General features: G+C 60.8%; 19 protein-coding genes. 6 read left to right on the plus strand and 13 right to left on the minus strand.

Annotated features, from left to right (window positions below; all coding sequences use genetic code 11):
* Positions 1 to 8 precede the first annotated feature (8 nt).
* The 5 genes from NEK97_RS10895 to NEK97_RS10915 all read right to left on the minus strand — a co-directional run bounded on the left by NEK97_RS10895 (position 9) and on the right by NEK97_RS10915 (position 5,911).
* Positions 9 to 1,448, minus strand: a complete 1,440-nt coding sequence (locus NEK97_RS10895) for an NAD(P)/FAD-dependent oxidoreductase (RefSeq protein ID WP_257369961.1) — start codon at positions 1,446 to 1,448, stop codon at positions 9 to 11.
* Positions 1,441 to 2,946, minus strand: coding sequence for a glycosyltransferase family 87 protein (locus NEK97_RS10900; protein WP_257369962.1), 1,506 nt, complete (start codon positions 2,944 to 2,946; stop codon positions 1,441 to 1,443). Before NEK97_RS10900 ends, NEK97_RS10895 begins: the two co-directional genes overlap by 8 nt.
* Positions 2,947 to 3,114: 168 nt before the next feature.
* The gene (locus tag NEK97_RS10905) at positions 3,115 to 3,255 is read right to left on the minus strand and encodes a hypothetical protein (RefSeq protein ID WP_235518131.1); all 141 of its coding nucleotides are present in this window, start codon (positions 3,253 to 3,255) and stop codon (positions 3,115 to 3,117) included.
* A 608-nt stretch (positions 3,256 to 3,863) separates the two neighbouring features.
* Entirely contained in the window at positions 3,864 to 4,445 is a 582-nt protein-coding gene (locus NEK97_RS10910; RefSeq protein ID WP_257369963.1) for a histidine phosphatase family protein, read from the minus strand.
* Complete coding sequence (locus NEK97_RS10915; protein WP_257369964.1) at positions 4,442 to 5,911, minus strand: CCA tRNA nucleotidyltransferase; 1,470 nt, start codon at positions 5,909 to 5,911, stop codon at positions 4,442 to 4,444. The genes NEK97_RS10910 and NEK97_RS10915 overlap by 4 nt, the downstream gene beginning before the upstream one ends.
* 196 nt (positions 5,912 to 6,107) lie before the next feature.
* On the opposite strand from NEK97_RS10915, the gene NEK97_RS10920 reads away from it, so the two are divergent.
* The 5 genes from NEK97_RS10920 to trxA all read left to right on the plus strand — a co-directional run bounded on the left by NEK97_RS10920 (position 6,108) and on the right by trxA (position 12,013).
* Positions 6,108 to 6,611: an NUDIX hydrolase gene (locus NEK97_RS10920; RefSeq protein ID WP_090822121.1), complete on the plus strand. Its 504-nt coding sequence runs from the start codon at positions 6,108 to 6,110 to the stop codon at positions 6,609 to 6,611.
* A gap of 26 nt (positions 6,612 to 6,637) precedes the next feature.
* Complete coding sequence (gene murJ, locus NEK97_RS10925) at positions 6,638 to 8,644, plus strand: murein biosynthesis integral membrane protein MurJ (RefSeq protein ID WP_257369965.1); 2,007 nt, start codon at positions 6,638 to 6,640, stop codon at positions 8,642 to 8,644.
* 140 nt (positions 8,645 to 8,784) lie between these two features.
* Positions 8,785 to 10,467: an ABC transporter substrate-binding protein gene (locus NEK97_RS10930; protein WP_257369966.1), complete on the plus strand. Its 1,683-nt coding sequence runs from the start codon at positions 8,785 to 8,787 to the stop codon at positions 10,465 to 10,467.
* Positions 10,468 to 10,695: 228 nt separating this feature from the next.
* A complete protein-coding gene (gene trxB / locus NEK97_RS10935) occupies positions 10,696 to 11,652 on the plus strand; it encodes a thioredoxin-disulfide reductase (RefSeq protein ID WP_257369967.1) in 957 nt (318 codons plus the stop codon).
* A 34-nt stretch (positions 11,653 to 11,686) separates the two neighbouring features.
* Positions 11,687 to 12,013, plus strand: coding sequence for a thioredoxin (trxA, locus tag NEK97_RS10940; RefSeq protein WP_235518120.1), 327 nt, complete (start codon positions 11,687 to 11,689; stop codon positions 12,011 to 12,013).
* Positions 12,014 to 17,490: 5,477 nt separating this feature from the next.
* On the opposite strand, the gene NEK97_RS10945 is transcribed toward trxA, so the two are convergent.
* The 8 genes from NEK97_RS10945 to rpmH form a co-directional block, all read right to left on the minus strand.
* On the minus strand, positions 17,491 to 18,687 hold the full coding sequence (locus NEK97_RS10945) for a ParB/RepB/Spo0J family partition protein (RefSeq protein ID WP_257369968.1): 1,197 nt from the start codon (positions 18,685 to 18,687) through the stop codon (positions 17,491 to 17,493).
* Positions 18,688 to 18,753: 66 nt separating this feature from the next.
* Positions 18,754 to 19,806, minus strand: a complete 1,053-nt coding sequence (locus NEK97_RS10950; RefSeq protein WP_257369969.1) for a ParA family protein — start codon at positions 19,804 to 19,806, stop codon at positions 18,754 to 18,756.
* A gap of 87 nt (positions 19,807 to 19,893) precedes the next feature.
* Positions 19,894 to 20,544, minus strand: a complete 651-nt coding sequence (gene rsmG / locus NEK97_RS10955; protein WP_257369970.1) for a 16S rRNA (guanine(527)-N(7))-methyltransferase RsmG — start codon at positions 20,542 to 20,544, stop codon at positions 19,894 to 19,896.
* A 6-nt stretch (positions 20,545 to 20,550) separates the two neighbouring features.
* Positions 20,551 to 21,102, minus strand: coding sequence for a R3H domain-containing nucleic acid-binding protein (locus NEK97_RS10960; protein WP_211710332.1), 552 nt, complete (start codon positions 21,100 to 21,102; stop codon positions 20,551 to 20,553).
* Positions 21,102 to 22,082, minus strand: coding sequence for a membrane protein insertase YidC (gene yidC / locus NEK97_RS10965; RefSeq protein WP_257369971.1), 981 nt, complete (start codon positions 22,080 to 22,082; stop codon positions 21,102 to 21,104). Before yidC ends, NEK97_RS10960 begins: the two co-directional genes overlap by 1 nt.
* 16 nt (positions 22,083 to 22,098) lie before the next feature.
* Positions 22,099 to 22,500, minus strand: a complete 402-nt coding sequence (gene yidD, locus NEK97_RS10970; protein WP_257370075.1) for a membrane protein insertion efficiency factor YidD — start codon at positions 22,498 to 22,500, stop codon at positions 22,099 to 22,101.
* Between the two features lies 1 nt (position 22,501).
* The gene (gene rnpA / locus NEK97_RS10975) at positions 22,502 to 22,912 is read right to left on the minus strand and encodes a ribonuclease P protein component (RefSeq protein WP_257369972.1); all 411 of its coding nucleotides are present in this window, start codon (positions 22,910 to 22,912) and stop codon (positions 22,502 to 22,504) included.
* Between the two features lie 41 nt (positions 22,913 to 22,953).
* A complete protein-coding gene (gene rpmH / locus NEK97_RS10980) occupies positions 22,954 to 23,091 on the minus strand; it encodes a 50S ribosomal protein L34 (protein ID WP_011776797.1) in 138 nt (45 codons plus the stop codon).
* Between the two features lie 465 nt (positions 23,092 to 23,556).
* Here rpmH and dnaA point away from each other — a divergent pair, with 465 nt between their 5' ends.
* A complete protein-coding gene (gene dnaA / locus NEK97_RS10985) occupies positions 23,557 to 24,975 on the plus strand; it encodes a chromosomal replication initiator protein DnaA (protein ID WP_211710336.1) in 1,419 nt (472 codons plus the stop codon).
* Positions 24,976 to 25,296: the final 321 nt, after the last annotated feature.

Here is a 25,296-nt window from a genome sequence, read left to right on the forward strand (position 1 = left end):
ACGGCGGACTAAACGCCCAGCCCGGGTACCCGCAATTTGAATATGTCCTTAAGGGCATATTTTGCCGCGTGGTACCCGGGCATTCCAGTCACTCCGGGACCTGGCGGCGTTGAGGACGAACAGAGGTAGACACCCGGCATCGGCGTCCGCCAAGGCGCATTGGACACCACGGGCCGCTGCACCAGCCCACGGAGATCGAGGATGCCTGCGCTGAAGTCGCCACCCACATAGTTTTCGTTGTACGCAGCCAGTTCTGCCGCCGTCGTGGTCTTTGACGCCACCACGACGTCCCTGAAACCGGGCGCATATCGCTCGATGCGGGCCGTTACCGCCTCCGCCATATCCACGGTGGAGTTGGCAGGGACGTGGCAGTAGGACCACAGGATGTGGCGGCCTTCAGGTGCGCGGGTCGGGTCCAGCAGGGACGGCTGGGAAACCAGGACGTAGGGCTGCGGTGGATACTTGCCCATCGCTACCAGATTCTCGGATTCGGCCATGGCAAGCCGTGAACCGCCCACGTGGACCGTGCCTGCCTTGGCCAGGCCTGGATCCAACCAAGGCACAGGCCCGGAGAGAATAAAGTCCACTTTGCATGCTGCATTCCCGAACCGGAATGCTTCCAGTGCCCGGCGGTAGCGATCGGGTACTTCCGCGCCGCCGATCCGGGCCAGGGTCGGGGGAGCAACATCCAACAGGATGGCGTCCGCGGGCCGAACCTGGTCCAGGGAGTCCACTCGTTCACCTACGTGGATGGTTCCTCCGTGGGCGGTCACGTCATCCGCCATCGCCTGGGCAATGGACATTGACCCCCCTACGGGAATCGGCCAACCGCCGGCGTGGGCAAGAACCCCGAGCAGGAGCCCGGCGCCGGTTGAGCTCAGGGACGGTTGCGAACCCAGCGCGTGCGACATCACCCCGGTCAGGAGCGCGGGCGCTGCCTCCTCCCGGAAGCGGCGGCCCCACATGGGCGTGCCCTGATCCAGCGTGGCAAGACCAAAGCCCACGGCGGCCAACGGGTCTTTCGGTATGCGCAGCAGCTGGTTGGACGTAAATTCCACCACCCCGGAGACCCGCTCCAGCAGGGGTTCCATGAGTCGGCGGTATGCCGGTCCATCCACGCCCAAGCCCTGGACGGTCCGGTCCAGCGACTGGTAAGCCAACGCGGCACCGCCCACGTCCAGGGGTGTTCCGTGCTGAACTTCCGGGACCCGCAGTTCAATTCGTTTGGACAGCTCGAAGGCACGGAAGAAGGGCGACGCCAATGCCATGGGGTGTACCGCGGAGCAGATGTCGTAGAAATGCCCGGGTTCCATCAGCTCGCTGGTGCGCGAACCTCCGCCAATGGCGTTCGCGGCCTCGTAAACGTGTACCTTCAGGCCCGCACGGGCCATGACCACTGCTGCCGCCAGACCGTTGGGGCCCGCGCCGACGACGGCGACATCACCCATTGCTGCCTCCCTCCACCGTGGGGGCTGCTTGAGCTTCGGCTACCCGATGCCCTCCGGGCAAGACCGACCCGGCCCGGTGGAAGAAGTCGATCCTGAGCCAGTCCGTGGCGCCGTCGAAGGGACCGCCATGTGGGTCATCGTCGCCGTGGATGCGCACGGGGTCCTGGACCGGATCCCAGATATCCATAACAACCCTCGCCATCAGGTAGGCCGTGGCGGCCATGTGCAGGACCACCGCCATCACGTAATAGGACATGTCGATGTTGTGCTGGACAGGTCCGCCACTGGTCGCCTGGCCAAGGTACATCCAAATTGCCGCCCAGTGCAGCCCTTCGGCAGCCTGCCACAGTAGGAAGTCGCGCCAGCGGGGCCGCGCAAGGGCAAGGAGCGGGATCAGCCAGAGAACGAATTGGGGCGAGTAGACCTTGTTGGTCAGGATGAACGCGGCGACAATCAGGAAGACGAGCTGGGCGATCCGTGGCCGCCGCGGCGCACACAGGGCCACCACGGCAATGAGGATGCACGCCAGGACAAACAGGGCCAACGCAACCACGTTGATGCTGGCCGCATCCATCTGCATCCAGTGCAGCCGGTCCGCTACCAGGTTGTAGGAAAACCACGGCGAGCTGTAGCCGGCGGGCCGGTCCTGGGTGAACTCGAAGAAGTACTGCCAGCCGGTAGGGTTCAGGGCCGCGAACGGAAGGTTGACTACCAGCCAGGACACCAGGGCAGCCCCTGCGGTGACAATGAACGGCCGGAACTTTCCGGTCCGAAGGGCCAGCAGTAGCACGGCACCGAGGAACAGGACCGGGTAGAGCTTGGTGGCAGTGCCCAGCCCGATGCAGACACCGGCGAAGATCAGTTTGTCCCTGGAGAAGAAGTACATTCCCAAGGCGAGCAGAGCCACCGCCCACATGTCCCAGTTGATCAGGCTGGCCAGGATAATCCCGGGTGCCAAGGCCACCATGGCGGCATCCCAAGGGCGGCGCTTGTTGATTCTGGCGGTGAGGAGGACGGTAACAATCCACATGGCCACAATCAACGTGGCGTTCACATCGAAGTAGCCCAACACCCGATCATTGTTGACCCCCTGGCCGGGCACCAGCAGGGCAGTGATCCCAGCGATGATCCCCATCAGCACGGGGTATTCAAACTGGCTGCCTTGGGTGAACAGGGGGATGACCCCGTCTCCGAGTCCGCGGTTCTTAAAGAGTTCGGGGAAGTCGGAGTAGCAGGTGGAGTAGAACTGGCCGGGAGTTTCCCAACCGTTGACCCGGCAGTAGTCCTTGGCGAGCACGGCCAGCAGCGCCGCCAGCACGGTGAGGAGGATCAGGGCCCGTTCCACAGTGAACGGGCCGGAAGAAGCTTCGCCTGGCGATGAGTGCCTGCCCAGCGGACCGCCTATGAGCTCTGTGAAGTTCCGGAGCAGGCTGTCACTGCGGCTGGGAACCACCACGCGGGCACGTTTCTGAGGCCGGTGAGGCTTCGTCTCCTGCATGGCTCGAGCTTACAGTCACCACTTGGAACAGGGCATCAGGTTCCGCCCCGACTCCCTGGATAAACCAATGCGCTTAAAAGGCGGAAGCCCACGCGTAGCCGCGCGGGCTCCCGGAGGTTCAACAAAGTCGTGTGGCATCCGTGTCTCCTTCGGACAGGCTGAAGGACATCAGCGGATCAGTCCCATCTGGTGCAGGGCAACGTAAACGTCTTCACGGCGTTGGTCCAGCAGCTGGCCGTTGAACAGGGTGCGGTCCTTGGGCGCTGTGACGCTCTTGAAGAAACGCATGTCTTCTGGGCGCTTTCGCATGGTTCACCTCCTTTCAGGGGGATTATGCCGGGAATTTAGGCGCAACAATTAGGGCCATTTGAAGATAAAGAATTCAGAGGGCCAAAAGGGTGCGAAAAACCGAGGCTGGTTTAAGGGTAATTAGCGGACCGAATCAGGAATTCCTGAAACGTCATTGCATCATTGCGCGGGCTTCCGGCAGTCGACCCAACAAGAAGCTGGTTCCGAACTTTGGGAAAACTGCGCACCCGCGGCATGCTGCGTGGGTCCGCGCCTACAACTGACTACTCAGCCATCCAAGGAAATGAAGGCTGTCATGAACACCGCCGGCAACAGGCCGGTCCGGTGGATCAGGAGTGGGTCAGAGAGCAAAAATGGCGTCGATCATCAGCAGAGGCCGGGGCAGCATTGACGGTCAACTTCCGTCCGCTAGTCAAAGTAATCATTTTTCCCAACCTCCTTCCGGCCTTTACAGCCTGCTGTGGCATTCACCCGGGTGACTAATCGGAAGAATGCGCGCCTTTTTCCCGGCGGATCGCTCTGGGAACAAGATATAAGCTACCCCATGAACAGGGAGTTTGGCCAGCACAATTCGCTGTTTCGCCAAAACTTTTTCTTAATGAATGTTTCTAGAGGCCCCAGCGCACAATTGCGGGCGTGCGCTTATCCCATCCGAGCGTGCAGACTTTAGCTGTTCCGAGGACGAAATGCCGGCCTTCACGGGCGTCCATTTCCAGCCAACGTGCGGTGAGGATTCGGGAGAAATGCCCGTGTGCCACCACCAGGACGTTGTCCATTCCGGATTCCAGGACGCGCCCAATGATCTTGTCTGCACGGGCAGCCACCTCGTCCAGGGTCTCCCCGTTGGGAACACCATCCGTCCAGATGAGGTAATCCGGGTTGTCCTTACGGATCAGGTCCGAGCTGATGCCTTCGTAGTCGCCATAGTTCCATTCGACGGCCAGCGGCTCGTGCACCGCTTCAGGGTAGCCGGCCAGTTCGGCTGTACGGCGGGCACGTCGCAGCGGTGAGGTCAACACCAGGTCGAAGTCGATGCCCTCCAGGACCTTTCGTGCTTCAACAGCCTGCTGCTCACCCTCAACAGTGAGGGGCAGATCGGTCAGGCCCGTGTACTGGCCGCTCTTGGACCACTCCGTCTCGCCGTGGCGAAGGATCCAGAGTTGCGGGCGCGGGGAAGTCGCAGCATTCATGAGGGCTCCTCAGTTTCAGTCAAAGGCTCGACGGCGGCGGACTCGGGTTGCGTGGCCCACCACGCCAACAGCTTCTGCTCGGCTTCCTCCGGGGACAGCGGTCCGTGTTCCATGCGCTCTTCCAGGAGGAACTTGTAGGCCTTGCCCACCACCGGTCCCGGCTTGAGTCCCAGAAGGGCCATGATCTGCGCTCCATCGAGGTCAGGCCGGACGGCTGCCAGCGATTCCTGCTCCAAGAGCACCGCGATGCGATGCTCAAGGTCATCGTAGGCGAAGGACAAGCGGTCGGCCTTGCGCTGGTTACGCGTGGTGACATCGGAGCGGGTGAGCCGATGCAGGCGTTCCAGCAGGGGACCGGCGTCCGTAACGTACCGGCGGACAGCCGAGTCGCTCCAGCCAGCATCGCCGTAACCGTAGAAGCGCATGTGGAGTTCCACCAAGCGGGCAACGGCCTTGATCGAGTCGTTGTCGAAGCGCAGGGCTTTCATGCGCTTGGCCACCAGCTTGGCACCCACCACGTCATGGTGGCGGAAGCTTACTGCGCCGCCCGGTTCAAAACGGCGCGTAGCCGGCTTGCCGACGTCGTGCATCAACGCAGCGAACCGCAGCACGAAGTCCGGCCCGGGCACGGGGCCATCGGGACCCGTTTCGAGTGCGGCGGCCTGCTCCAGGACCTGGAGGGAATGCTGGTACACGTCCTTGTGACGGTGGTGTTCGTCGGCTTCCAGGCGCAACGCGGAGACCTCGGGGAGCACGAACTCAGCCAGTCCTGTATCCACCAGGAGGTCGATGCCCACTCGCGGGTGGGCTCCGTTGATGAGTTTGACCAGCTCTTCGCGGACGCGCTCGGCGGAAATGATCTTGATGCGGTCGGCCATTTGGGTCATGGCGAGCCGAACGTCGTCGTGAACCGACACGCCGAGCTGCGACGCGAACCGGGCCGCACGCATCATTCGCAGGGGGTCATCCGAGAATGACGCCTCGGGGGCGCCGGGTGTTGCCAGCTCGGAGGCGTGGAGGTCGCGGACGCCGCCGAAGGGGTCCACGAGTTCAAGGCTGGGCAGCCGGAGGGCCATGGCGTTGATGGTGAAGTCGCGGCGGAGCAGGTCATCCGTCAGGGAGTTCCCAAAGGCCACCACGGGCTTTCGCGAATCGGGGTCGTACGCCTCGGCGCGGTACGTGGTGATTTCGATCTGGAAGCCACTCTTACGCATCCCGATGGTACCGAAGGCCCTGCCGATTTCCCAGAAGTTGTCAGCCCACTTCTTGATGACCGCGATGGTCTGGTCCGGCGTGGCGTCCGTGGTGAAGTCGAGGTCCGGGGAGGTCCTCCCGAGGAAGAGGTCGCGGACAGGCCCACCCACCAAGGACAGCTCGTAGCCGGCGTCGACAAAGCGCTGCCCGAGGTCGAGCACCACCGGATCGATGGTGAAGTTAACTGAAGAGCTGTCCAATACGTGCGCCATAGTCCCTTAAGCTTGGCAGATTTTTACCCGGGAGTGGGCCACTGTTCCATGCAATATCAGGCATGCGTCCGCGGACCGTCTCCTGCAGTCCATCTTGTAGCCATGTCCCGGTCATCACTCGAGGGCAAGAGTCGTTAGAGTGGACCTCATGGCCAACCCGATCCCGAGCGCTCCTGGCAGGAGGACAAACGCACCGTTGCCGTCGGCAATCGGTGCCCACGTCGCGCCTGCTCCGCAGCACCCGGTACAGGCCTCACTTCCCACGGTTGAGGAAGTGTCAGCCGGCGGCGTTGTTGTGGACACGTCCGACGGCGAACTCCGGGTTGCGATTATCGCCCGCCTTAATAGGGGTGGCCGGCTCGAATGGTGCCTGCCCAAGGGCCATCCCGAGGGCCGCGAAAACAACGAGGAAGCAGCTGTCCGCGAGATCGCCGAGGAAACCGGCATCGAAGGCAGCATCCTTGCACCCCTGGGCAGCATTGACTACTGGTTCACTGTGAGCGGCCACCGCGTCCATAAAACCGTCCACCATTTCCTGCTCCAGGCAACGGGCGGTGAGCTGACCATCGAGAACGATCCTGACCAGGAGGCCGTGGATGCCGCGTGGGTTCCCATCCAGGAGCTGGCCCGCAAACTGTCCTTCCCGAATGAACGCCGCATCGCCGATCTGGCACGGGAAGTGCTGCCCGAACACCTCTGACCCGGGTACATGGGACGATAAAGGCGATGTCTGAAGCCAAAACAACCCAGTCCGTTCAATCCGGAGAAGCACGTTCCAGCGCCATCATGGCCGCAGGGACGCTCGTTTCCCGGTTCCTTGGCTTCGCCAAAACGTGGATGCTCGGTACAGCCCTCGGGCTTGGTTCAACCATTAATGACACCTTCATTAATGCCAACAACCTGCCGAACCTGATCTTCCTGCTGGTGGCCGGTGGCGTATTCAACGCCGTCCTGGTGCCGCAGATCATCAAGGCGAGTAAAGCCCCGGACCGAGGAGCTGACTACCTCAGTCGGCTGCTGACCCTTGCGGTGTTGGTGCTCTTTGCCCTGACCGCGTTGGTAACCCTTGCAGCACCACTGGTCATCGACCTCACCACGCAGGGGTATTCCGAGCAACAAAAGGCCCTGGCGGTCACCTTTGCCTTCTGGTGCCTCCCACAGATCTTCTTCTACGGGCTCTACGCCCTTCTGACACAGGTGTTGAACGCCCACGGAGCGTTTGGGCCCGCCATGTGGGCCCCTATCCTGAACAACTTGGTGGCCATCGTCGGCCTGGGGATGTTCATTTGGATCCTCGGAGAGAATCTCAGCAACCCCCACACCCTGGACAACTGGGGTCCCACCCAGACGTTGCTGATCGCAGGGTTCTCAACCTTTGGCGTCATTGCGCAGACAGCCATTCTGTTGGTTCCCGTCTTCCGGCTGCGCCTTGGCCTCCGTCCCCGTTTCGGGTGGCGCGGGGTCGGACTGGGCCAGGCTGCCAAGCTGAGCGTCTGGACCCTGGCGACTGCCGCCGTCGGGCAGTTGGCCTTCCTCTACATCATGAGGATCGCGACGATTCCCGGCGCCGAGCGGCTCCGGCTGAACAATGCGGGGGACACGGCCGCTGCTGCTGTCCTGCCCGGTAACGCCGTCCTGGAAGTCGCCAGCCAGCTGTACCTGCTGCCGCACTCGATCATCGCGTTGTCCTTGGCAACCGTCCTCTTTAACCGCATGACCCGCGCGTCGCAGGACGGCAACAAAGCCGAGCTTCGCGATGCCCTCTCCCATGGTCTCCGGACCATGGCTGTTGCCACGGTCTTCGGTGCCTTGGCGCTGTTTGCCTTGGCCGGCCCGCTGGGCATGTTCTTCTCGGGTGGCAACTCGCAGGACGGCGTCATGCTCGCACAGACGCTCACCATCCTGGCTTTGAGCACCCCGTTCCTGAGCGCCAACTTCATGATGTCCCGTGTGTTCTACGCCAACGAGGACGCCCGCACGCCCCTGTATGTGCAGCTGTGGCTGGCGGTGATCTACGTAGTGGGCGCGTTCTTCATCCAGTTCCTCCCCGTCGGCCAGATCATTTATGCCATCGCGATCCTCTACACGCTGGGCAATATCCTTTCCGTGGTCATCAGCGTGGTGTTCCTGCGTCGCTTGCTGGGCCACCTCGACGGACCACGGATCGCGAACTCGTACATCCGCATGGGCTACGCCGGTCTCGGCTCCGCGCTGGCCGGCGCCGCGGCCCTTTGGCTGCTGGGGAGCTACCGCGCCGACGGCTTCGCATGGAGCAGCCGCCCGGCCGCCCTGGTGACGGTGGTCGTCGTCGGGCCTGTCATGTTGCTCGCCTACCTGGTCCTGCTGCGCGTCTTCCACGTCACCGAGCTTCGCGACCTCCTGCGCCCGCTCATGGGCCGCTTGGGCCGCGGCGCGCCGGAACCGGCCGTCGAAGGAACCGCAGAAACCTCGACGCCGGAACGCGCCACAGTCTCGGACGACACTGGTCTGATCCCTCGCATCTCGGGCGAGTTCGACGCCGCCTCATTCAGGGCCGGGCCGGCTGTCGGGGCCCCGCGCACCGCTCCAGCGCCCGCCACGGACGCTCCGAAGTCCTACCTGCCCGACGAAGAAGTGCCCAGCACAGCCCTGGGTGGCAGGTTCCGCCCGCAGGTCCCGTTGCCGGGCCGGCGAACATATCAAGGCGACGCGGGTCGCAATCCATACTTCCCGAGCAGGCAAAACAAGAAGTAAGCCGGTGCCGCCAACACGGGCGGCTGGAACCAATCGGCTAGGCTAGAAACGAATATAGGTAGTTGCAAAAGCGGTTTGTCCGGCTCGCCGGGCCAGCCATGTGCAGGACCCGCAACTCCCGGACAGCCTAGGAGGAACACGTGTCCCACCCGATCGACGTCGGATCAGTACTTGGCGGCCGCTACAAGGTCACGGCCAATGTGTTGACCTCGCATGACCAAGATCAGGTGCTCGACGGCGTGGACCAGGTCCTCAACCGTCCCGTGAGCATCCTCGTCGCTGGACCCGGAAATGCCGAGCAGGTTGCGCAGAGCGCCCGCGAAGTGGCCACCGGGGAGCGCCCCGGCCACGTCCAGATTCTGGACCTCGGCATCAGCGACAACACCACGTACCTCATCACCAACCACAGCTCCGCACCGGACCTGCTGGACCTCGTTGTTGCCACAAACCCGCCGTACATCGAGCCTTTTTTCACGGAGACGCTCGGCAGCGAGATCTTTGGGCAGCCGCGCACGTACGAGCCCGAAACCTACGACGGCCTCTACGAGGATGACGAGCACGACGCCGAGTACATTCAGTATGACGAAAACGGCTACCCCATCCCGTCCGAGGCTGATACCGAGCAGACAACCGCTGGTTCCGAAGCGGGGAACGTACCTCCGAGGCCTGCCTCGAACCCCTCATCCGCCAAGAGTGGCATCGCCGGCAAACTGGCTGCAGCTGCTGCCGGAGCCGGTGCTGCGGGTCTGGCTGCCGCTGCAGCGTTGAAGAACCAGGGTTCAAGGAATCACGACGCCGACGCTGCCGCCCCTGCTGCTTCCGGGGGAGCGTCGCCTGCGGCATCCGCCCAGCCGCCCACCCAGGCTGTTACTTCCCAACCGACTCCGCCGCCGGCCCGGCCCGCCGCTCCGACGCAACCGCCTACCCAGGCCGTGAGCTCCCAGTCAGCACCCGTCAGCGAACCGGCCAAGCCCGCTGAGGCCGCTGAACCCAAGGTCTCGCTCTGGTCCGAAGAAGATTACGGCTTTGCAGGAGCCGGCGCCGCTGCCGGGGGAGCTGCCGCTGCGGGCAGTGCCTCAGACACTGGTTACGACCGTGCCCCCACCAGCTTCCCGGCGTCGGCCGCTGTCCAGGAAACCTACGAGGACGACGAGGTATACGAAGACGAGGCTCCCGAGAAGGAACCCCGCTCGCTTCGCTGGCTGGTTGGTGGCCTGCTGGCTGTCGTCCTGGTGGTCGGCCTGGTCCTGGCTGTTACCAACCTTGGCAGCCTCTTCCCGAGCAGCGCGCCCGCGGCAAGCCAGAGCACGCCGGCACCGCCGTCCACCGAAACCAAAACTGAAGAACCGGCCCCCACGCAGGCTCCGCCGCCCGCCACGCCACCGGCGATCGACAGCATCACCCGACTGGGAGATTTCCCCTTCGCGGCCACCTACGACAAGGACCTTGCACGAGCCTTCGATGGCAACGCTGCAAGTTACTGGTCAGACATGGAATTTGCGACCGCAGACTGGGGTGGCCTGGTCACGAACATGCCGCTGGTCATCAAGCTCAAGGAAAAGACCGAGGTCAAGTCCATTGTGCTGAACCAGCTGGGTGGATCGGGTGGCAGCATCAGCGTCTACACCAATGACCGTCCTGCCATGGACGGAGCGAAGCTCGTTGGTACCAACAGCTTTACCTCGCCTGAATTGACCCTGCCCCTGGCAGCGCCGACGCAGACGCAGTACATCATTGTGGATATCAAGACGCTCCCCAAGTTGGCCGCCCCGAAGACGCGGTTCGGTTTCGGTCTGCGCTTGGCTGAGGTTGGGGTCCAGTAGTCCGCACCAGCCATGACAGTAGGGGCCGTTCTGACTTGTCAGGGCGGCCCCTACTGTTATGTGCGCGGGCGTCACCACTTCGATGTGGCCCGCGTCCAGAAGGTACCCTGAATGTTGGTGGCTTTTAGGGCCGACAAACTCCAACGGAATATTTGGGGCTTAACTGGGGTTGAGTCAGGTGGCTGCCCCGAGAGCCGCAGCATCGACTAAGGAAGAGGTTCACGCCACGTGAGCATTGCAGAAAACGGCGCATCGCAGGTGCGCGACGTCATCATCGTAGGTTCAGGCCCCGCTGGCTACACAGCCGCTGTTTATACCGCCCGTGCCAACATGAATCCTCTGCTCATTGCCGGTTCTGTCACCGCTGGTGGCGAATTGATGAACACCACGGACGTGGAGAACTACCCCGGATTCCCGGAAGGCATCATGGGTCCGGATCTGATGGAGAACTTCGAAAAGCAGGCCGCCCGATTCGGCACCGAGATCCAGTTCGAGGACGTCACCGAGCTGGACCTCGACGGCGACATCAAGACGGTCACCATTGGTACGGGGGAGACCTTCCAGGCGAAGGCCATCATTCTGTCCACGGGATCGGCTTACCGGGAACTCGGTTTGGCTAACGAAAAGAGGCTCTCAGGCCACGGCGTTAGCTGGTGTGCAACCTGCGACGGTTTCTTCTTCAAGGACCAGGACATCGCAGTTATCGGCGGCGGTGACTCGGCAATGGAAGAAGCACTGTTCCTCACCAAGTTCGCCAAGTCCGTCACGGTCGTCCACCGCCGCGACACCCTCAAGGCATCGAAGATCATGGGCGACCGCGCCCAGGCACACGAAAAGATCAAGTTTGTCTGGAACACGGCCGTTGAAGACGTCCTCGGCGAGGACAAGGTCACGGGCCTGAAGCTGAAGAACCTGGTGGACGGCACTGAGTCCGAGCTCGCTGTCACCGGTGTGTTCGTGGCCATCGGCAACGATCCCCGCACGGACCTGGTCAAGGGCAAGGTGGAACTTACACCTGAAGGAACCATCGCCGTCGAGGGCCGCAGCTCCAAGACGAACATCAAGGGTGTCTTCGCCGCAGGCGACGTTATCGACCCCACCTACCGCCAAGCCATCACGGCTTCGGGCTCCGGCTGTGTGGCTGCTCTTGACGTAGAGCACTACCTCGCGGACCTGAACTCCTAAGCTGCATCCAAGCAACCACACGAAGGGAAAAGTTATGAGCAACGCAAAAGACGTTACTGACGCAAGCTTCAGCACGGATGTCCTGGCTTCCGAGAAGCCGGTCATCGTGGACTTCTGGGCAGAGTGGTGTGGCCCCTGCCGCAAACTCGGCCCCATCCTCGACGAGATCTCGGTCGAGTACAGCGACAAGGTTGAGGTCGTGAAACTCAACGTTGACGACAACCCTGCCATCGCAGCTGAGTACGGCATCACTTCCATCCCTGCCGTCTACCTGTTCAGCGGGGGAGAAGTGAAGAACACCGTCATCGGTGCCAAGCCGAAGCAGTTCTTCGAAAAGGAATTCTCGGACGTACTGTCCTAACCTTCCGCCCAAGGTCTAGGCCGGCGGTTCCTGCTCCTCACGGAGCGGGAGCCGCCGGCTTTTTTGTTGATTTCCTTGAAATGAACCTTGAAGGGATGCATTGGCGGCTTATGTGCGTGTAGCGACGTCCGGTGTGCTCCAGAACGGTAATGCGGCTTCCCGCTCACTGGGGTAGGGGCAATGCGACCCTCACTCACATCCCGGCCCCTTCCCGCCAACCCTCACCCACATCCCAGCCCCTTCAGCCCGACGCTCGCTCACATCCCGGCCCCTTCCCGCCAACCCTCACCCACACCCCGGCCCCTTCCCGCCAACCCTCACTCACGTCCCGGCCCCTAGGATGCGATACCGCCACTGGAAGGGCGATGACTGCTGTGGACCCAGAGGCAACTTCTTCTGCTTCCGTTTCGCTGCGGTTTGACGCAACAGATGTGGGCACAACCAATGGTTTACATAGGTCGTGTGGGGATTGGTGAGAGTGCTGATGGCAGAACGGTACAAGTCTTGCAATCTCGCCGTCGTAGGCCCGTTGTCATCGGCGTCGAAGGATGTTTCACGTGAAACCGATCCATCCATCCGTGACTCGGGGCGGAACCCGCCGGAGCCAGATCTCGCCGGCGGTGCTCCCGAGACCCTGTTTCAGGGATTCGACTCGAGTCGACTGGATACCGCCGACGTGACCCAAGAACCAGCGAAGAGGGTGACCAGCGCGCTGGCAAGCACACTAAGCTGCGTCTTGTGGTTGGCAGCTAGGAAGTAGTGCCCGGTTCCTGCACTTGGGAACCCTGCATCCGCGCTCGTTGCTTCAAAACAACAACACCCTGACAGTGGAGTCGCTCTGCTATCACCAAGTGCCTCAGCGAGGCTTCGGTCAACTCTCGGCGTCTGTGTTCCTTCAGCAATGCTTAGGCGTTGAGACACGCAGAACGAGTCAGACACCGGAAGGGGAATCCGACGACCTACACGCCTCCGGTACAACGTGACTCTATTAGGCTGTTCGCTCTGCAACCGCAAGGCTCCAGGGACCGCCCACCCACGAGACACCACACCTACCGCAGACGTGGGCAGGGTGTGCCCTGACCTCAAGGCCGCCCACTAAACAGTGATGGCCCGTGAACCTACCCCTGGATGGTTGCTGACCCCTCGCAGCACTTACCTGCTGCCTAGCCCTCCCCACCCTTCACAGATCATCGCAGAGCATCAGCAGTTCCGTTCCAGACGGGCGTCCAAGAACAAAACACCGTCAGACATCCATGTTTCACGTGAAACAGACCCTTGGTGAAGCTTCAGGGGGCCTTCCGCAGAGCAGCTACGGTGATCTCCCCGTACTCCTGCGTGTATCGAAAGCTCATTTGCGCAACAGGAAAGCTCCCAAACGTACGCATCGTGCATGTCACCTACAAGGAGCTCTGGGGGAAGGGAGCTGTTGTGCCGTTCCGTACGCAGGTGAGCCCCTTTCCGAAACATCGGCAGCATCGGGCCTTGCCGGCAGCCACAGTTCTCCGTCGTTCCATTGATAGTCGGCTCCCGCGGCCGAGCCCGACTCCACTACAGCCGGCTCTCGCAGTTTCTGATGCGATGTCGAGCCTTGCGCCACAGTTCCAGCTTCTGGACCACCGGCGTGGCATACACGGCCCCAGTGCACTTGGCTCGCAAGCCTCCGTCGGAATTGGGCACTGTCGGAACGCCGACACAGGAGGCAGACCCCTGCGTCGTGTGCCCTCTTGCCCTTGACCCTTTGCTTCGGGCTCCGTGCCCATGACTGGAGAGCTGCGCTAGGTAGTCAGCGGCGGAAGGTCCACAACAATAGATATAGGGGAGACAGTTAGATCAGCGGATCTGCTCCGGTCGGCACGGTCCGGAAGGATTGCAGCGGACGCATCGATCCTCCACCAACTCTTTGGCATCACCGCCAATTCGAAGCCACTAAGCACCTTCGAACATGCGCTCGGAGAGCAACATTGTGTCGTTCCACGATTCGTCTTTCTTACCAAAAGCAGTCATGCCAGCTCTCAGCAGGTATGCACAGCAGCCATGGGGGGCCGGTCAGGTACCACACGGGACACCCTTCCAGCCTAGACGGCAGGTCGGTCCCTTTTGCATGCCATCCAGGAACAAAAGTCACGATGGGTCGTTCTTGGTGATCCGTCCGCCAGGCAGTCCGGTTACAGTCGAGCAACGTAGGTCTTCGTGTCAGAACATGCCCGTTGTTTCGCTCAAGGGGGCTTCCCGTCAGGGGATGAGCGCGACGATAACGTGACTGTTTCACGTGAAACGGAACAGCCCAAGTGCGCATGGCCCGTGCAGCCTAGGAAGAGCCGGCAGCTGCTCCGCTACCGAGCTAGGCCCCGAGCAAGGTTCCTTTCGTCGGGCCGCGTAAGACCTTCCGCCGAGCACCACCACTCTAGAGCATCTGTCTTCACACCGTGGCCGCTTAGGAGGTCCCTCTCCATATAGGGGCTTGCCGCAAAGTCATGCCATGAGCCCTGCAGGACCTGCGCTGCGCCCTAACGCATACCGACGGGCAACGCCCTATCAGGTCCACGCAAACCGGCTAGCGGTTCACTTGCCTGGCTACTGACTGATTTCAGTGCTACCGGCCAGAAGCCAAATACGCTGCCCGCCACCGGGGCCTGGAGCAGGAACTCAAGGCAAATTCTGTGCCCCTCAAGACATCCGATCAATAGGCTCCGATCTTGGCCCAAAGGATCCGTCCTCGAAGGTGGAGAATTGATGCACCTGGAACGTTTGCACCAATTGCGAGAACTAACATCCGGTCTCATGTGAGCGCCTTGCCGCGCGCAGTGTCTCTCAGGCAGCCAGGCGCCGGGGCCTTCGAAACGGAACGTCCGTTCGCCTTATGCTCTCTCAAAGGCTATGGAGCTGCGCCGGGGGCCCCGCAGGTTTGCGCCGAGGGTGAAGTTGTTCACAAGGTTATCCACAGGCTTTTCCACCGCCCATGAGATTGCCCACAGAATGCCGGGAGACGCATGCTGGACGTTGGCGGAAAGCGCCTCGTACCAGGAGAAGCAGACGACCCTCCGCTACCGCCTTCGCGGGGCTGAGCCTCAGTCAAAATTCCGCAGATTCAATAGGAATTGGGACATTTTGAACCCCTGTAGGGAAACATCTGGTCCAGCAAAAGGGCACTTCGCGGTTCTGGCGAGTGTACGGGTCTAATCGCACTGCGAGTTTAGCGTCAACGCCCGGAGCCCAGGCTCCTGGGCTGCTAGTGCTGCACTTGAATGAGTAAGTTATCCCCATGGTTATCCACAGCGATATCCACCGGCTTTTCCACAAGCTGTATTCCCCGGTTTGACTTTCTTTCGCCGTAGACTTCGACCACTCATAGCCACCGTTTCACGTGAAACATGACGGTCGACCAGCATGGTCCGGGCACTTGATTGCGGCACTGAGCTTCTAGGGCACGCCATCTCCTCTGGCCGTGGGTTCAGGGTCCCCTGACGGTGGCAGTGCGGTTTCGAAGAATGCTGACTGGAACGGAACCCAACATCGGATCAATCGGTCGGTGGGCTAGGGCAGGGGAGCGTCAGCTAGTTGCTTGAAATCTACGAGCAATGGCCTCGCCAGACAGATCTGTCCGGCCCGAGGTACGGTGAATTTTGGTCTCATCCCTGGGTAACCAGGCACGTTCAGGGTCCCACTACGGGAGGCATTGCCACTCGACGCCCCGCAGGACCAAGAAGCTGCACTTCGCAGGCCATCGTCCCCAGCATCAGATCAAACGCACACGCGGCCAACCGCGATGTATCACATTCATAGGCAGGCAGTCATGAGGTCTGCTGGAGAGGCGAACAAGATCTGTCAGGTACGGGCACCACGATAGGCTCCACGGCGCCTCAGTCCCTTTAGATCCCCACCCTCGACTCTGATCCGAAGGCCGAAGAGTCGGTTGCTCAATCGTTGAGTCGCCCGGACCACGAACGGCGCCGCGGCGCCGCGTGCCCCTCATGCGGGCACATACGCAGTCCACAGTCGTTGCACTGACTAGCGCCCGAACTTAGGGCCTTTTACGTCGGCGCCAGTCCTACCGAGCCGCTTTCAGCTTCGAACTTCACCGATACGTGGGGATTCAATAGCTAACTATCTTTTTCACCTGCCGAGACCGGAAATGCCTTTGATTGATGCCTTAGTGCCGCGTCGCGGAGTCGCCTACGTTGCTTCCATCTAGCAGCCCCCGGGCGACTCTGGTGCCCCTTGGACGACTCTTGGACATCATGCCCGGCCTTCCCGGCCGTGCACTTCTGCCCATCTATGGTCCCTTCGGAGCGCCCCTCACATTTGGTCTCAGTGCTGTCCGCCCCCACGGATCTTATAAGCGGGAAGCCCCTACATACAGTGGTGTTGGTGACCCTTACAAGAGAAGCTGGTGCGAACAGACGCAGCGGCTTGCCCCACTAAGGCTTGCGTGCCAGATCGACCCCTCCTAGGGGACATTGCCGAAGACTGCTCACCTGGCGTTGGAGCACCGTATTTGCTGCAGCCTTAACGGGCTTGGAGACTGGCCCATTCTCCTTGAAGACCTATCAGCAGCGGGGCCGACTCGGACAAACACGACCTAAACGAACACGAAATAGTCGACTAGTGCCAGCGTTTCACGTGAAACATGTCGAGCGGCCCCGGCAGAACGTATGGCCACCAAAAGGAATGCAGCAAGGTCCTAGGGAACCGATACTGGGATGGTGGGTCCATATAAGGGCTTCTGCATATCGAACGGGCCCTTTACGCAGAATCGAATTGGTAGAGGGCCGTTTCACGTGAAACATCATCGATGAGTTCCACAGGCTCAGCTCCAAGCGGAACGGTCATCTCCGTCTGTACCGCGGATGGGGGGGCGAAGCCGCCACTGCGATGGCCATCTTGCCTCGGCACCTACCTACCCTTTGGGGACCGACCACATATGGAGACCTGCAGGCTTGATTTGAGGGCGTCATTGGTTCAATGGTTGGGCTCGTTGAAGCCCCGCTTCAACGGGCGTGTATCTTCCTGTTTCACGTGAAACAACTCGGATATTTGGCATTCCCACTCACTATCCAGCGCCGGGGACATACTGGCCACGCAGGGTGCGAGTAGTTTGAGATCAAGAGTACGAACGATCAGCGAGTAAAACGGAGACCAAAGAGAGATGAAAATACCGAAATGTGGCCCACCGGCCTCCCGCGTCGATTAGCCGGGCCACGGCGGGAGGACAGAGAATGCTGTAATACCTACCAGACTCATCCAATCAGACTCGGTAGTGGGCCACATTGAGTTCCCGAACGCACGTCCGAGGGAATGGCTAAGTCGGAGGCCCAGACGCAGCGAGAGTAGCGCTCCCCAGGCCACTGTTTCACGTGAAACGCAGATCCTCCAAGGCCCAGGCGCACCCCACACAACAGACGCAACAGCTCCATATTCCAAGCAACAAAAATGGGGCCTGCTCTAGGAGCAGACCCCATCACTTGGGTGACCCAGTGCTAATCCTCAGACCCAGGTCCCAGAACATCCATAATTCGGTTCAAATCTTCAACACTCGCAAATTCAATACTGACCCGACCCTTGCGAGCACCCAAAGTAATCTTCACGTTGGTGTCCAAACGATCCGAGAGCGACGAAGCCAGGTAATCCAAGCGTTCGTGGCGAGCATTTGGCTTGGGAATGGAATTCTTCGCTGGCGCGGCGGGGTCTTGATACAGTGCCACGGCTTCTTCCGTAGCACGGACCGACATCCCTTCAGCGACAATCTTCTGCGCCAGGCGCTCCATTGCTGCTGCATCAGGAAGGGACAGCAGGGCGCGTGCGTGGCCGGCAGAAAGAACACTGGCAGCGACACGTCGCTGGACCAACGGGGGCAGCTTCAGCAGACGAAGAGTGTTGGAGACCTGGGGACGGGACCGGCCAATGCGATCTGCCAACTGTTCATGGGTGGTACCGAAGTCTTCAAGGAGTTGCTGGTAGGCCGCCGCTTCTTCCAACGGGTTCAGTTGGCTGCGGTGCAGGTTTTCGAGGAGCGCATCGCGGAGAAGGTCGTCATCCGTGGTGTCACGAACGATTGCAGGAATAGTCTCCAGTCCAGCGGCCTGCACAGCCCGCCAACGACGCTCGCCCATAACCAGTTCATACGGTTCTCCACCCTTTTCGGTTGAAGTCCGTACGACAATTGGCTGGAGGACGCCTATTTCCTTGACGGAGTGCACCAGCTCAGCCATGTCGTCCTCATCGAAGACGGATCTAGGCTGCTTGCGGTTTGGATGAATGTCTCCAACAGGAATTTCAGCGAAACGCGCACCGGGAACCTCTACCAGCTCAACGCTTGACGAGGCAGCAACTGAAGGCGCGTCCGCCGTCGAGCCTTCTTCAACCTCTACGGCATCGGAGGCAGCTGCGCGTTTCGTAGCCGGCTTGCTGGGCGAAGTCTTGGCTGACGACGAAGTCGCCTTAGCGGCGGGCTTTGTCCGTGCTGTGGCGGAAGACCTGGCGCCGGACGCTTTTGGCTCATCAACGGGTACGTCGGCGTGTGAGGTGGCAGCCTCAGGTTCTGCAGCCTTCCGTGCCTCCGGAAAGAACAAGTCCACTGGACGGGAAGCGGCGGCACCATTTCCCTGGGCAGCACCAGGCGCGCTGGGAATGAGAGCCCCAAGACCCCTGCCGAGGCCCCTTCGCTTTTCGCTCATTGATTCATCCCTCCGATGGATAGCCAAGCACGGTCCGGCTCAGGCTGTTGCAGTGTTTCAAAAATTCTAGCGTTCAGCGATTTCGGCGGCGGCTTCCATGTAAGACAACGCGCCGCTCGACGAAGGATCGTAGGTCATAACTGTCTGCTGATAACTCGGAGCCTCGGAGATACGGACCGACCGGGGTACCACGGCGCTCAGTACTTGATCGGGGAAGTGCTGTCTCACCTCAGAAGCTACCTGGGCGGCGAGGTTGGTGCGTCCGTCGTACATGGTCAACAGGATGGTGGATACAACGAGGTCGGCGTTCAGGTGCTTCTGGATCATTTCGATGTTCTTGAGCAACTGGCTCAAGCCCTCAAGTGCGTAGTACTCGCACTGGATCGGGATAAGTACTTCACTGGCAGCACAGAATGCATTGACTGTCAGCAGGCCGAGGCTTGGAGGGCAGTCGATAAAGATGAAGTCGAGGCGACCTTCACCGTTCTTTTCCCGTTCCTTGGCGTAGACATCGATGGCACGGCGGAGACGCTGTTCGCGAGCTACCAAAGAAACCAGCTCAATCTCGGCCCCGGCCAGGTGAATCGTGGCGGGGGCGCAGATGAGGTTGGGGATGTCCGGGCACGGGGCCACGACATCCTTGAGGGGCAGGTCGTTGATCAGGACGTCATAGATGCTGTCGACGTCGGCATGGTGTTCAATGCCGAGCGCCGTAGAGGCGTTGCCCTGGGGGTCGATATCGATGACCAGGACATTGAGTCCTGCCGAGGCCAAGGCCGCTGCGATGTTGACTGTGGTTGTGGTCTTGCCAACGCCACCCTTTTGATTGGATACCGTGAAGATACGGGTTCCTTCGGGCTTAGGCAGTTCGCGTCCAATAAGACGCTCGCGCCGGCGCGTTTCATTGGCCAACTGGCGGGCAATGGGGCTGGAATCATCAATGGAATCCATGACGTTTCGCCCTCCATCTGTGACAGTTTCACGTGAAACGGCGTTCTCAACCGAATGAGGGCGCACTATTGCGGATTGAAGGGACGCAGAGGGTGTGGCCATTGCCCGCGCGGAACCCAAAGACATAAACGGCGGGATCCGCTGCGTGGAGGTTTCACTACTGCCCACTGGTCACACTCTCACTCTCATTTGGCGCTTGCTGCCGTTCTCTAGCCTAACCGCTCGGCCGCCGACACGCGGGAAACAGGGCGGTAGCTACGCGCTCTTTCCCGGCTTGTTGACGATGATCCGCACCACGGTGGTGGGTTCCTCCAAAAGTTCCTGTCCACAAACCACAACGGACGTTTCCACGCCCCCGAGCTTGCGGATAACTTTCTTGGCCTTCTCTATCTCTTCGCCTGCGCTTCGGCCCTTAATGGCCACCACTTCACCACGGCCATTCAAGAGCGGAATGGTCAGCCCGGCAAGGTTGGTCAGTGCCGAGACTGCCCGTGCCGTTACAACGTCGGCGTCAACCAGGCCCACTGCCAGTTCAGCCCGGGTCCGCATGATGGTGACGTTGTCCAGCCCAAGGTCATCCACGACCTCCTGAAGCCAAATGACGCGGCGTTCCAAGGGCTCAATCAAGGTAAGTTCAAGATCCGGCCGCGCGATTGCCAGGCACAAGCCCGGAAGGCCCGCACCGGACCCTACGTCGGCAACGTGGCTGTCCATGGCGATGGCCGATTCGATGACCGCGCAGTTCAAGACGTGACGGCTCCACAAGCGAGGGATCTCGCGGGGACCGATCAACCCCCGTTCAGTACCGGATGTAGCCAGGTGTTCAACATAGCGCTTGGCAAGATCCAAGCGCTCCCCAAAGATCTTCTCTGCCGCTTCCTGTTCAGCTGCGGTGATATCAACCATGAGCTTCTAGTCAGCCGAGACGACGATGTGGCGGCCGGCGCCTTCGCCCTCGGATTCTGAAACCAGCCCGAGATCAGCGACGACGTCGTGGACAATCTTGCGTTCGTAGGCGCTCATGGGTTCCAGGGCGACCGTCCCGCCATCCGCCTTGACCTTGGCCACGGCATCCTCGGCAATCTGCTGGAGTACGCCTGCGCGCTCCTTGCGGTATCCGTTGATGTCCAGCACCAGGCGGGACCGGTTCTCGGTAGCGGACAGCACCGAAAGGCGTGCCAGCTCCTGCAATGCTTCGAGCACCTCGCCGTCGCGGCCTACGAGGCTGTCCAGGGCTGCGGACTCCTCGTCTGCACCGATGGAGATATAGGTGCGCCCGTTGCGTACCTCAATGTCGATGTCGCCGTCGATGTCGGCGATGTCCAGGAGCTCCTCGAGGTAGTCGGCAGCGATGTCGCCTTCCTCTTCCAAGCGGCTGGCCGTCTTGGACTGGGTTTCTTCCTGGGAGTCGTCCTGGTCTTCAGTTACGGCGCTGGTAACTTCTTCGGTGCTCTCGGCAGACATTACTTCTTCTTCCTGTTCTTACGTTGTGGCTGGACGCGCTGGGCACGGGCTTCGGCGGCTGCAACCGCCGCAGCTTCGGCCTCGGCAGCGGCGTCAGCGGCTGAAGTCTTCTTTCCACCCAACAGCGGCGGGAGGCCCTTCGCAGCACGGCGCTCCTCCAGCGCCTTTGCAGCGGGTGAACCCGGCGTAGGCATGCGGCGGATGACGAAGAACTGCTGGCCCATGGTCCAGAGGTTCGTGGTGGTCCAGTAAATAAGGACACCAATCGGGAAGTTAATGCCACCGATGCCGAACACGAGGGGCAGGATGTACAGCATCATCTTCTGCTGACGCATGAACGGGCTGGCCATGGCCTCTTCGGACATGTTCTTGGCCATGATCTGCTTCTGGGTGATGAACTGCGAGGCCGTCATGGCAACGATCATGATGATGCTCAGGACCACGACGGAGACGTTTCCCGCGCCACCGTGAAGCAGCGCGGAAGACAACGGGGCACCGAAGATGCTCGACTCATCGAACTCCACGACTTGCTGGGCACTCATGGCCCCAATACCGTTGCCGGCATTCTTCGCGTTGGAGATACCGGAAAGCACCTGGAACAGGGCGAAGAAGAACGGCATCTGGATCAGCATCGGCAAACATGCCGAGAACGGGTTGGTCCCGTGCTTCTTGTACATCGCCATCTGCTCCTGCGCCATGGCCTGGCGGGAGAGCTGGTCGGTTTTGCCCTTGTACTTCGCCTGCAGCTTCTTCAGATCCGGCTGCAGGAGCTGCATGCCGCGCTGGGCCTTGATCTGCTTGACGAACACAGGAATCAGGGCTGCACGGATCACCAGCACGAGGCCAATGATGGACAGAGTCCAGGTCCAGCCATTTGCGGCGGGCAGGCCAATGAAGCTCAGTCCCTCGTGGAAGCCGACCATGATGATCGACACCAGCCACTTGAACGGGAACATGATTGTCCCAAAGAAGTCATCCATTAGTTATCCCTATTCGTTAGGCCGCCGTGCGGCCTTCTTCATCAGCCCGAGCAGCCAGGAACTGGTCCGGGTTGTTCAGTACAACAATTGTGGGCGTCCGGCCTTCAGGCCAATGACGATGTCCAGCGGGGACATGGTCCACTCCGCCAGCGTTCCACGGGTGGCATTTGGCGAGCCTCTTGGCTGCGAGCCAGCTACCCTTCACAGCGCCGTGCACCGTGACTGCTTCCAAGGCATAAGCCGAGCAGGAGGGGAAGAACCGGCAAACCTGGCCGTACAGGGGCGAGACGACCTTGCGGTACGCCTTCAGCAAAAGGATGAGGATATTCCGCGGCAGCTCCCACAAGAAGATACCCACCGCTGCGCGCAGGGTCCTGTTGGAGGGCACACTTGAGGAAGGAACGACGGCGGTGCTTATGTCATGCACGCGGTGTCCCTTCCGTAGTGGTGCCGTTGCCGTCCGGCGAAGCGTTGCGTGGATTGGAGCCACCCAGTCGCTTCGTCGTCACTGCCAATGCGGCGTTGTAGTCGGAGAGCAACTGCTCCCAGCTGGCAGATGCAGCTGCGGGCAGAGCCCGGACCACCACCGCCAGGCCAGTTCCATGCGTGTGCAAGGAAAGTGCGCCTGCTTCTCTCAGTCTCCTCTTAACGAGGTTCCTGGTCACGGCGTTCCCGACGGCTTTGGAGACAATGAAGCCGATTCGACTCGGCTCCCCGGCCCCGATAGAGGCCGTATATAACACTAAGTTCCGGCGTCCATTGCGGACGCCGGAACGTACAGTTGTTGAAAAGTCGGTAGACGTCCGCAGACGGTTAGGGGTGGCTAGCACCGTCGAATCCGCAAAAAGACCCTGACCGACAAGTCAGTTATTTACGCCGACAGTTCGACGCGGCCCTTGCCGCGACGGGCAGCCAGGATGGCGCGGCCGGCACGGGTGCGCATACGAAGGCGGAAGCCGTGCTTCTTGGCCCGACGGCGGTTATTCGGCTGAAAAGTCCGCTTGCTCACGTTAGTTACTCCAGTGGATCAAAGGTGCGCCCACCCGATCAAAAAAGGGGAAGAACTGGCCGACGCTAAGTTTTGTATGTGCCGCCGCCGTTGCCTCCCGCACGATGAACGTACGGAGTTACAACTGATCTCAAAAGCGGACACAAAGGACTTCACAACGTTAGGGCAAAAAGGGACCCACAGTCAAACCGGCAGCCTGCCGCACACGTATCCACAGCTGTGTCCAGACCCTGCTTGCAGCCTGTGGATGAAGTGGCTCACAAGCCGTATTCCGGAACCACAACGGTGTAATTATCCACAGGCAACTTCCCAGCTATCTTCTGGCGATTGCATCCCCTAGAGTGGCTCAGTAGCCCATTGTCCACCCGCTGTGCATAACTCTGTGGATTATCACCCGGAACAAGCAACGCCGGAGACACTTCGGCTGCCAGCAACGCCGGCAAGCAAGTATTTAGGAACTGATTGATGACAGTAGACGAAGCCAACCACGCCAACACTGTCGGAAGTTCCTGGCGCAGGGTGCTGACCCTCCTGGAACAGGACGATCGGGTCACTCCCCGTCAGCGTGGTTTCGTCATCCTGGCCCAGGCACAAGGCCTCATAGGTTCGACCCTCCTGGTGGCAGTTCCCAACGAGCTCACCCGCGAAGTCCTGCAAACGCAGGTCAAGGATGCCCTCGACGATGCCCTGCGGAGCGTCTTTTCGGATGACATCCGCTGTGCAATCGACGTAGACACCGATCTGGTGCCGGTCCATGCAGAGCCGGAACCCGCCGTCGAGCTTTCCGCAGTACCGGACTTTGCAGAGCCGAAGCCCCAGCCGACTCCGCCGAGCACATCGCACGAGTTCGGCCGCCTGAACCCGAAATACATCTTCGACACGTTCGTGATCGGCTCCTCCAACCGCTTCGCCCATGCGGCCGCGGTTGCCGTCGCGGAAGCGCCGGCCAAGGCATACAACCCGCTCTTCATCTACGGTGACTCCGGACTGGGCAAGACCCACCTGTTGCACGCCATCGGGCACTATGCACGCCGTCTCTACAGTGGTATTCGCGTCCGCTACGTGAACTCCGAAGAGTTCACCAATGACTTCATCAACTCCATCCGCGACGACGAGGGCACGAGTTTCAAGACCACGTACCGCAACGTGGATGTGCTGCTGATCGACGACATCCAGTTCCTGGCAGGCAAGGACCGTACCCAGGAAGAGTTCTTCCACACGTTCAACGCCCTGCACAACGCCAACAAGCAGGTGGTTATCACCTCCGACCAGCCACCCAAGATGCTTGCGGGATTCGAAGACCGTATGACGTCGCGCTTCGAATGGGGCCTGCTGACGGACATCCAGCCGCCGGAGCTTGAGACCCGTATCGCCATCCTCCGCAAGAAGGGCCTCAGCGAGGGCCTGTCAGCGCCGGATGACGCCCTGGAGTACATCGCTTCGAAGATTTCCAGCAACATCCGCGAACTTGAGGGCGCCTTGATCCGTGTCACTGCGTTTGCGAGCCTCAACCGCCAGCCGGTTGACGTTGCCCTCGCCGAGATGGTCCTCAAAGACCTCATTACGGATGACGGCGCCCAGGAAATCACGGCGAAGCAAATCCTCGACCAGACGGCGGACTACTTCAAGCTCAGCATGGAAGAGCTTTGCAGCAAGTCCCGCACGCGGACGCTTGTGACAGCCCGGCAGATCGCCATGTACCTGTGCCGGGAGCTGACGGATATGTCCCTGCCTAAGATCGGCCAGGAGCTGGGCGGCCGCGACCACACCACAGTGATCCACGCGGACCGCAAGATCCGTGAGCTGATGGCTGAGCGTCGTGTGATTTACAACCAGGTCACCGAACTGACCAACCGCATCAAGCAGCAGCAGCGCGACTCCTGAATCCACATCGCGACCGCCACTACATACCTTATTAACAGGTGCATGTGGATAAGCCTGTGGATACTTAAGGGGACAAGCGTGCTTAATGGGCTTAAAACCCTTAAGCCGCCTGTGGATCGTTAAAAACGGTCCTGGGAGTTGTCCCCATCCACACCCTGTTTAAAACCCAGTTAACGCACACTCCGTGAACAGGGCTTAACAGCGGAACTGCGCGGCGAGATGGGGTTATCCACAGTTTCCACAGCAGTTATTAACACTACGAATCCCAAAAAATTGAAATCCCTCAAATAACAATCTCGTTCTGCCACACTCCGAGCCCGG

The organism is Paenarthrobacter sp. UW852, from assembly GCF_024608385.1.
Classification (GTDB): Bacteria; Actinomycetota; Actinomycetes; order Actinomycetales; family Micrococcaceae; genus Arthrobacter.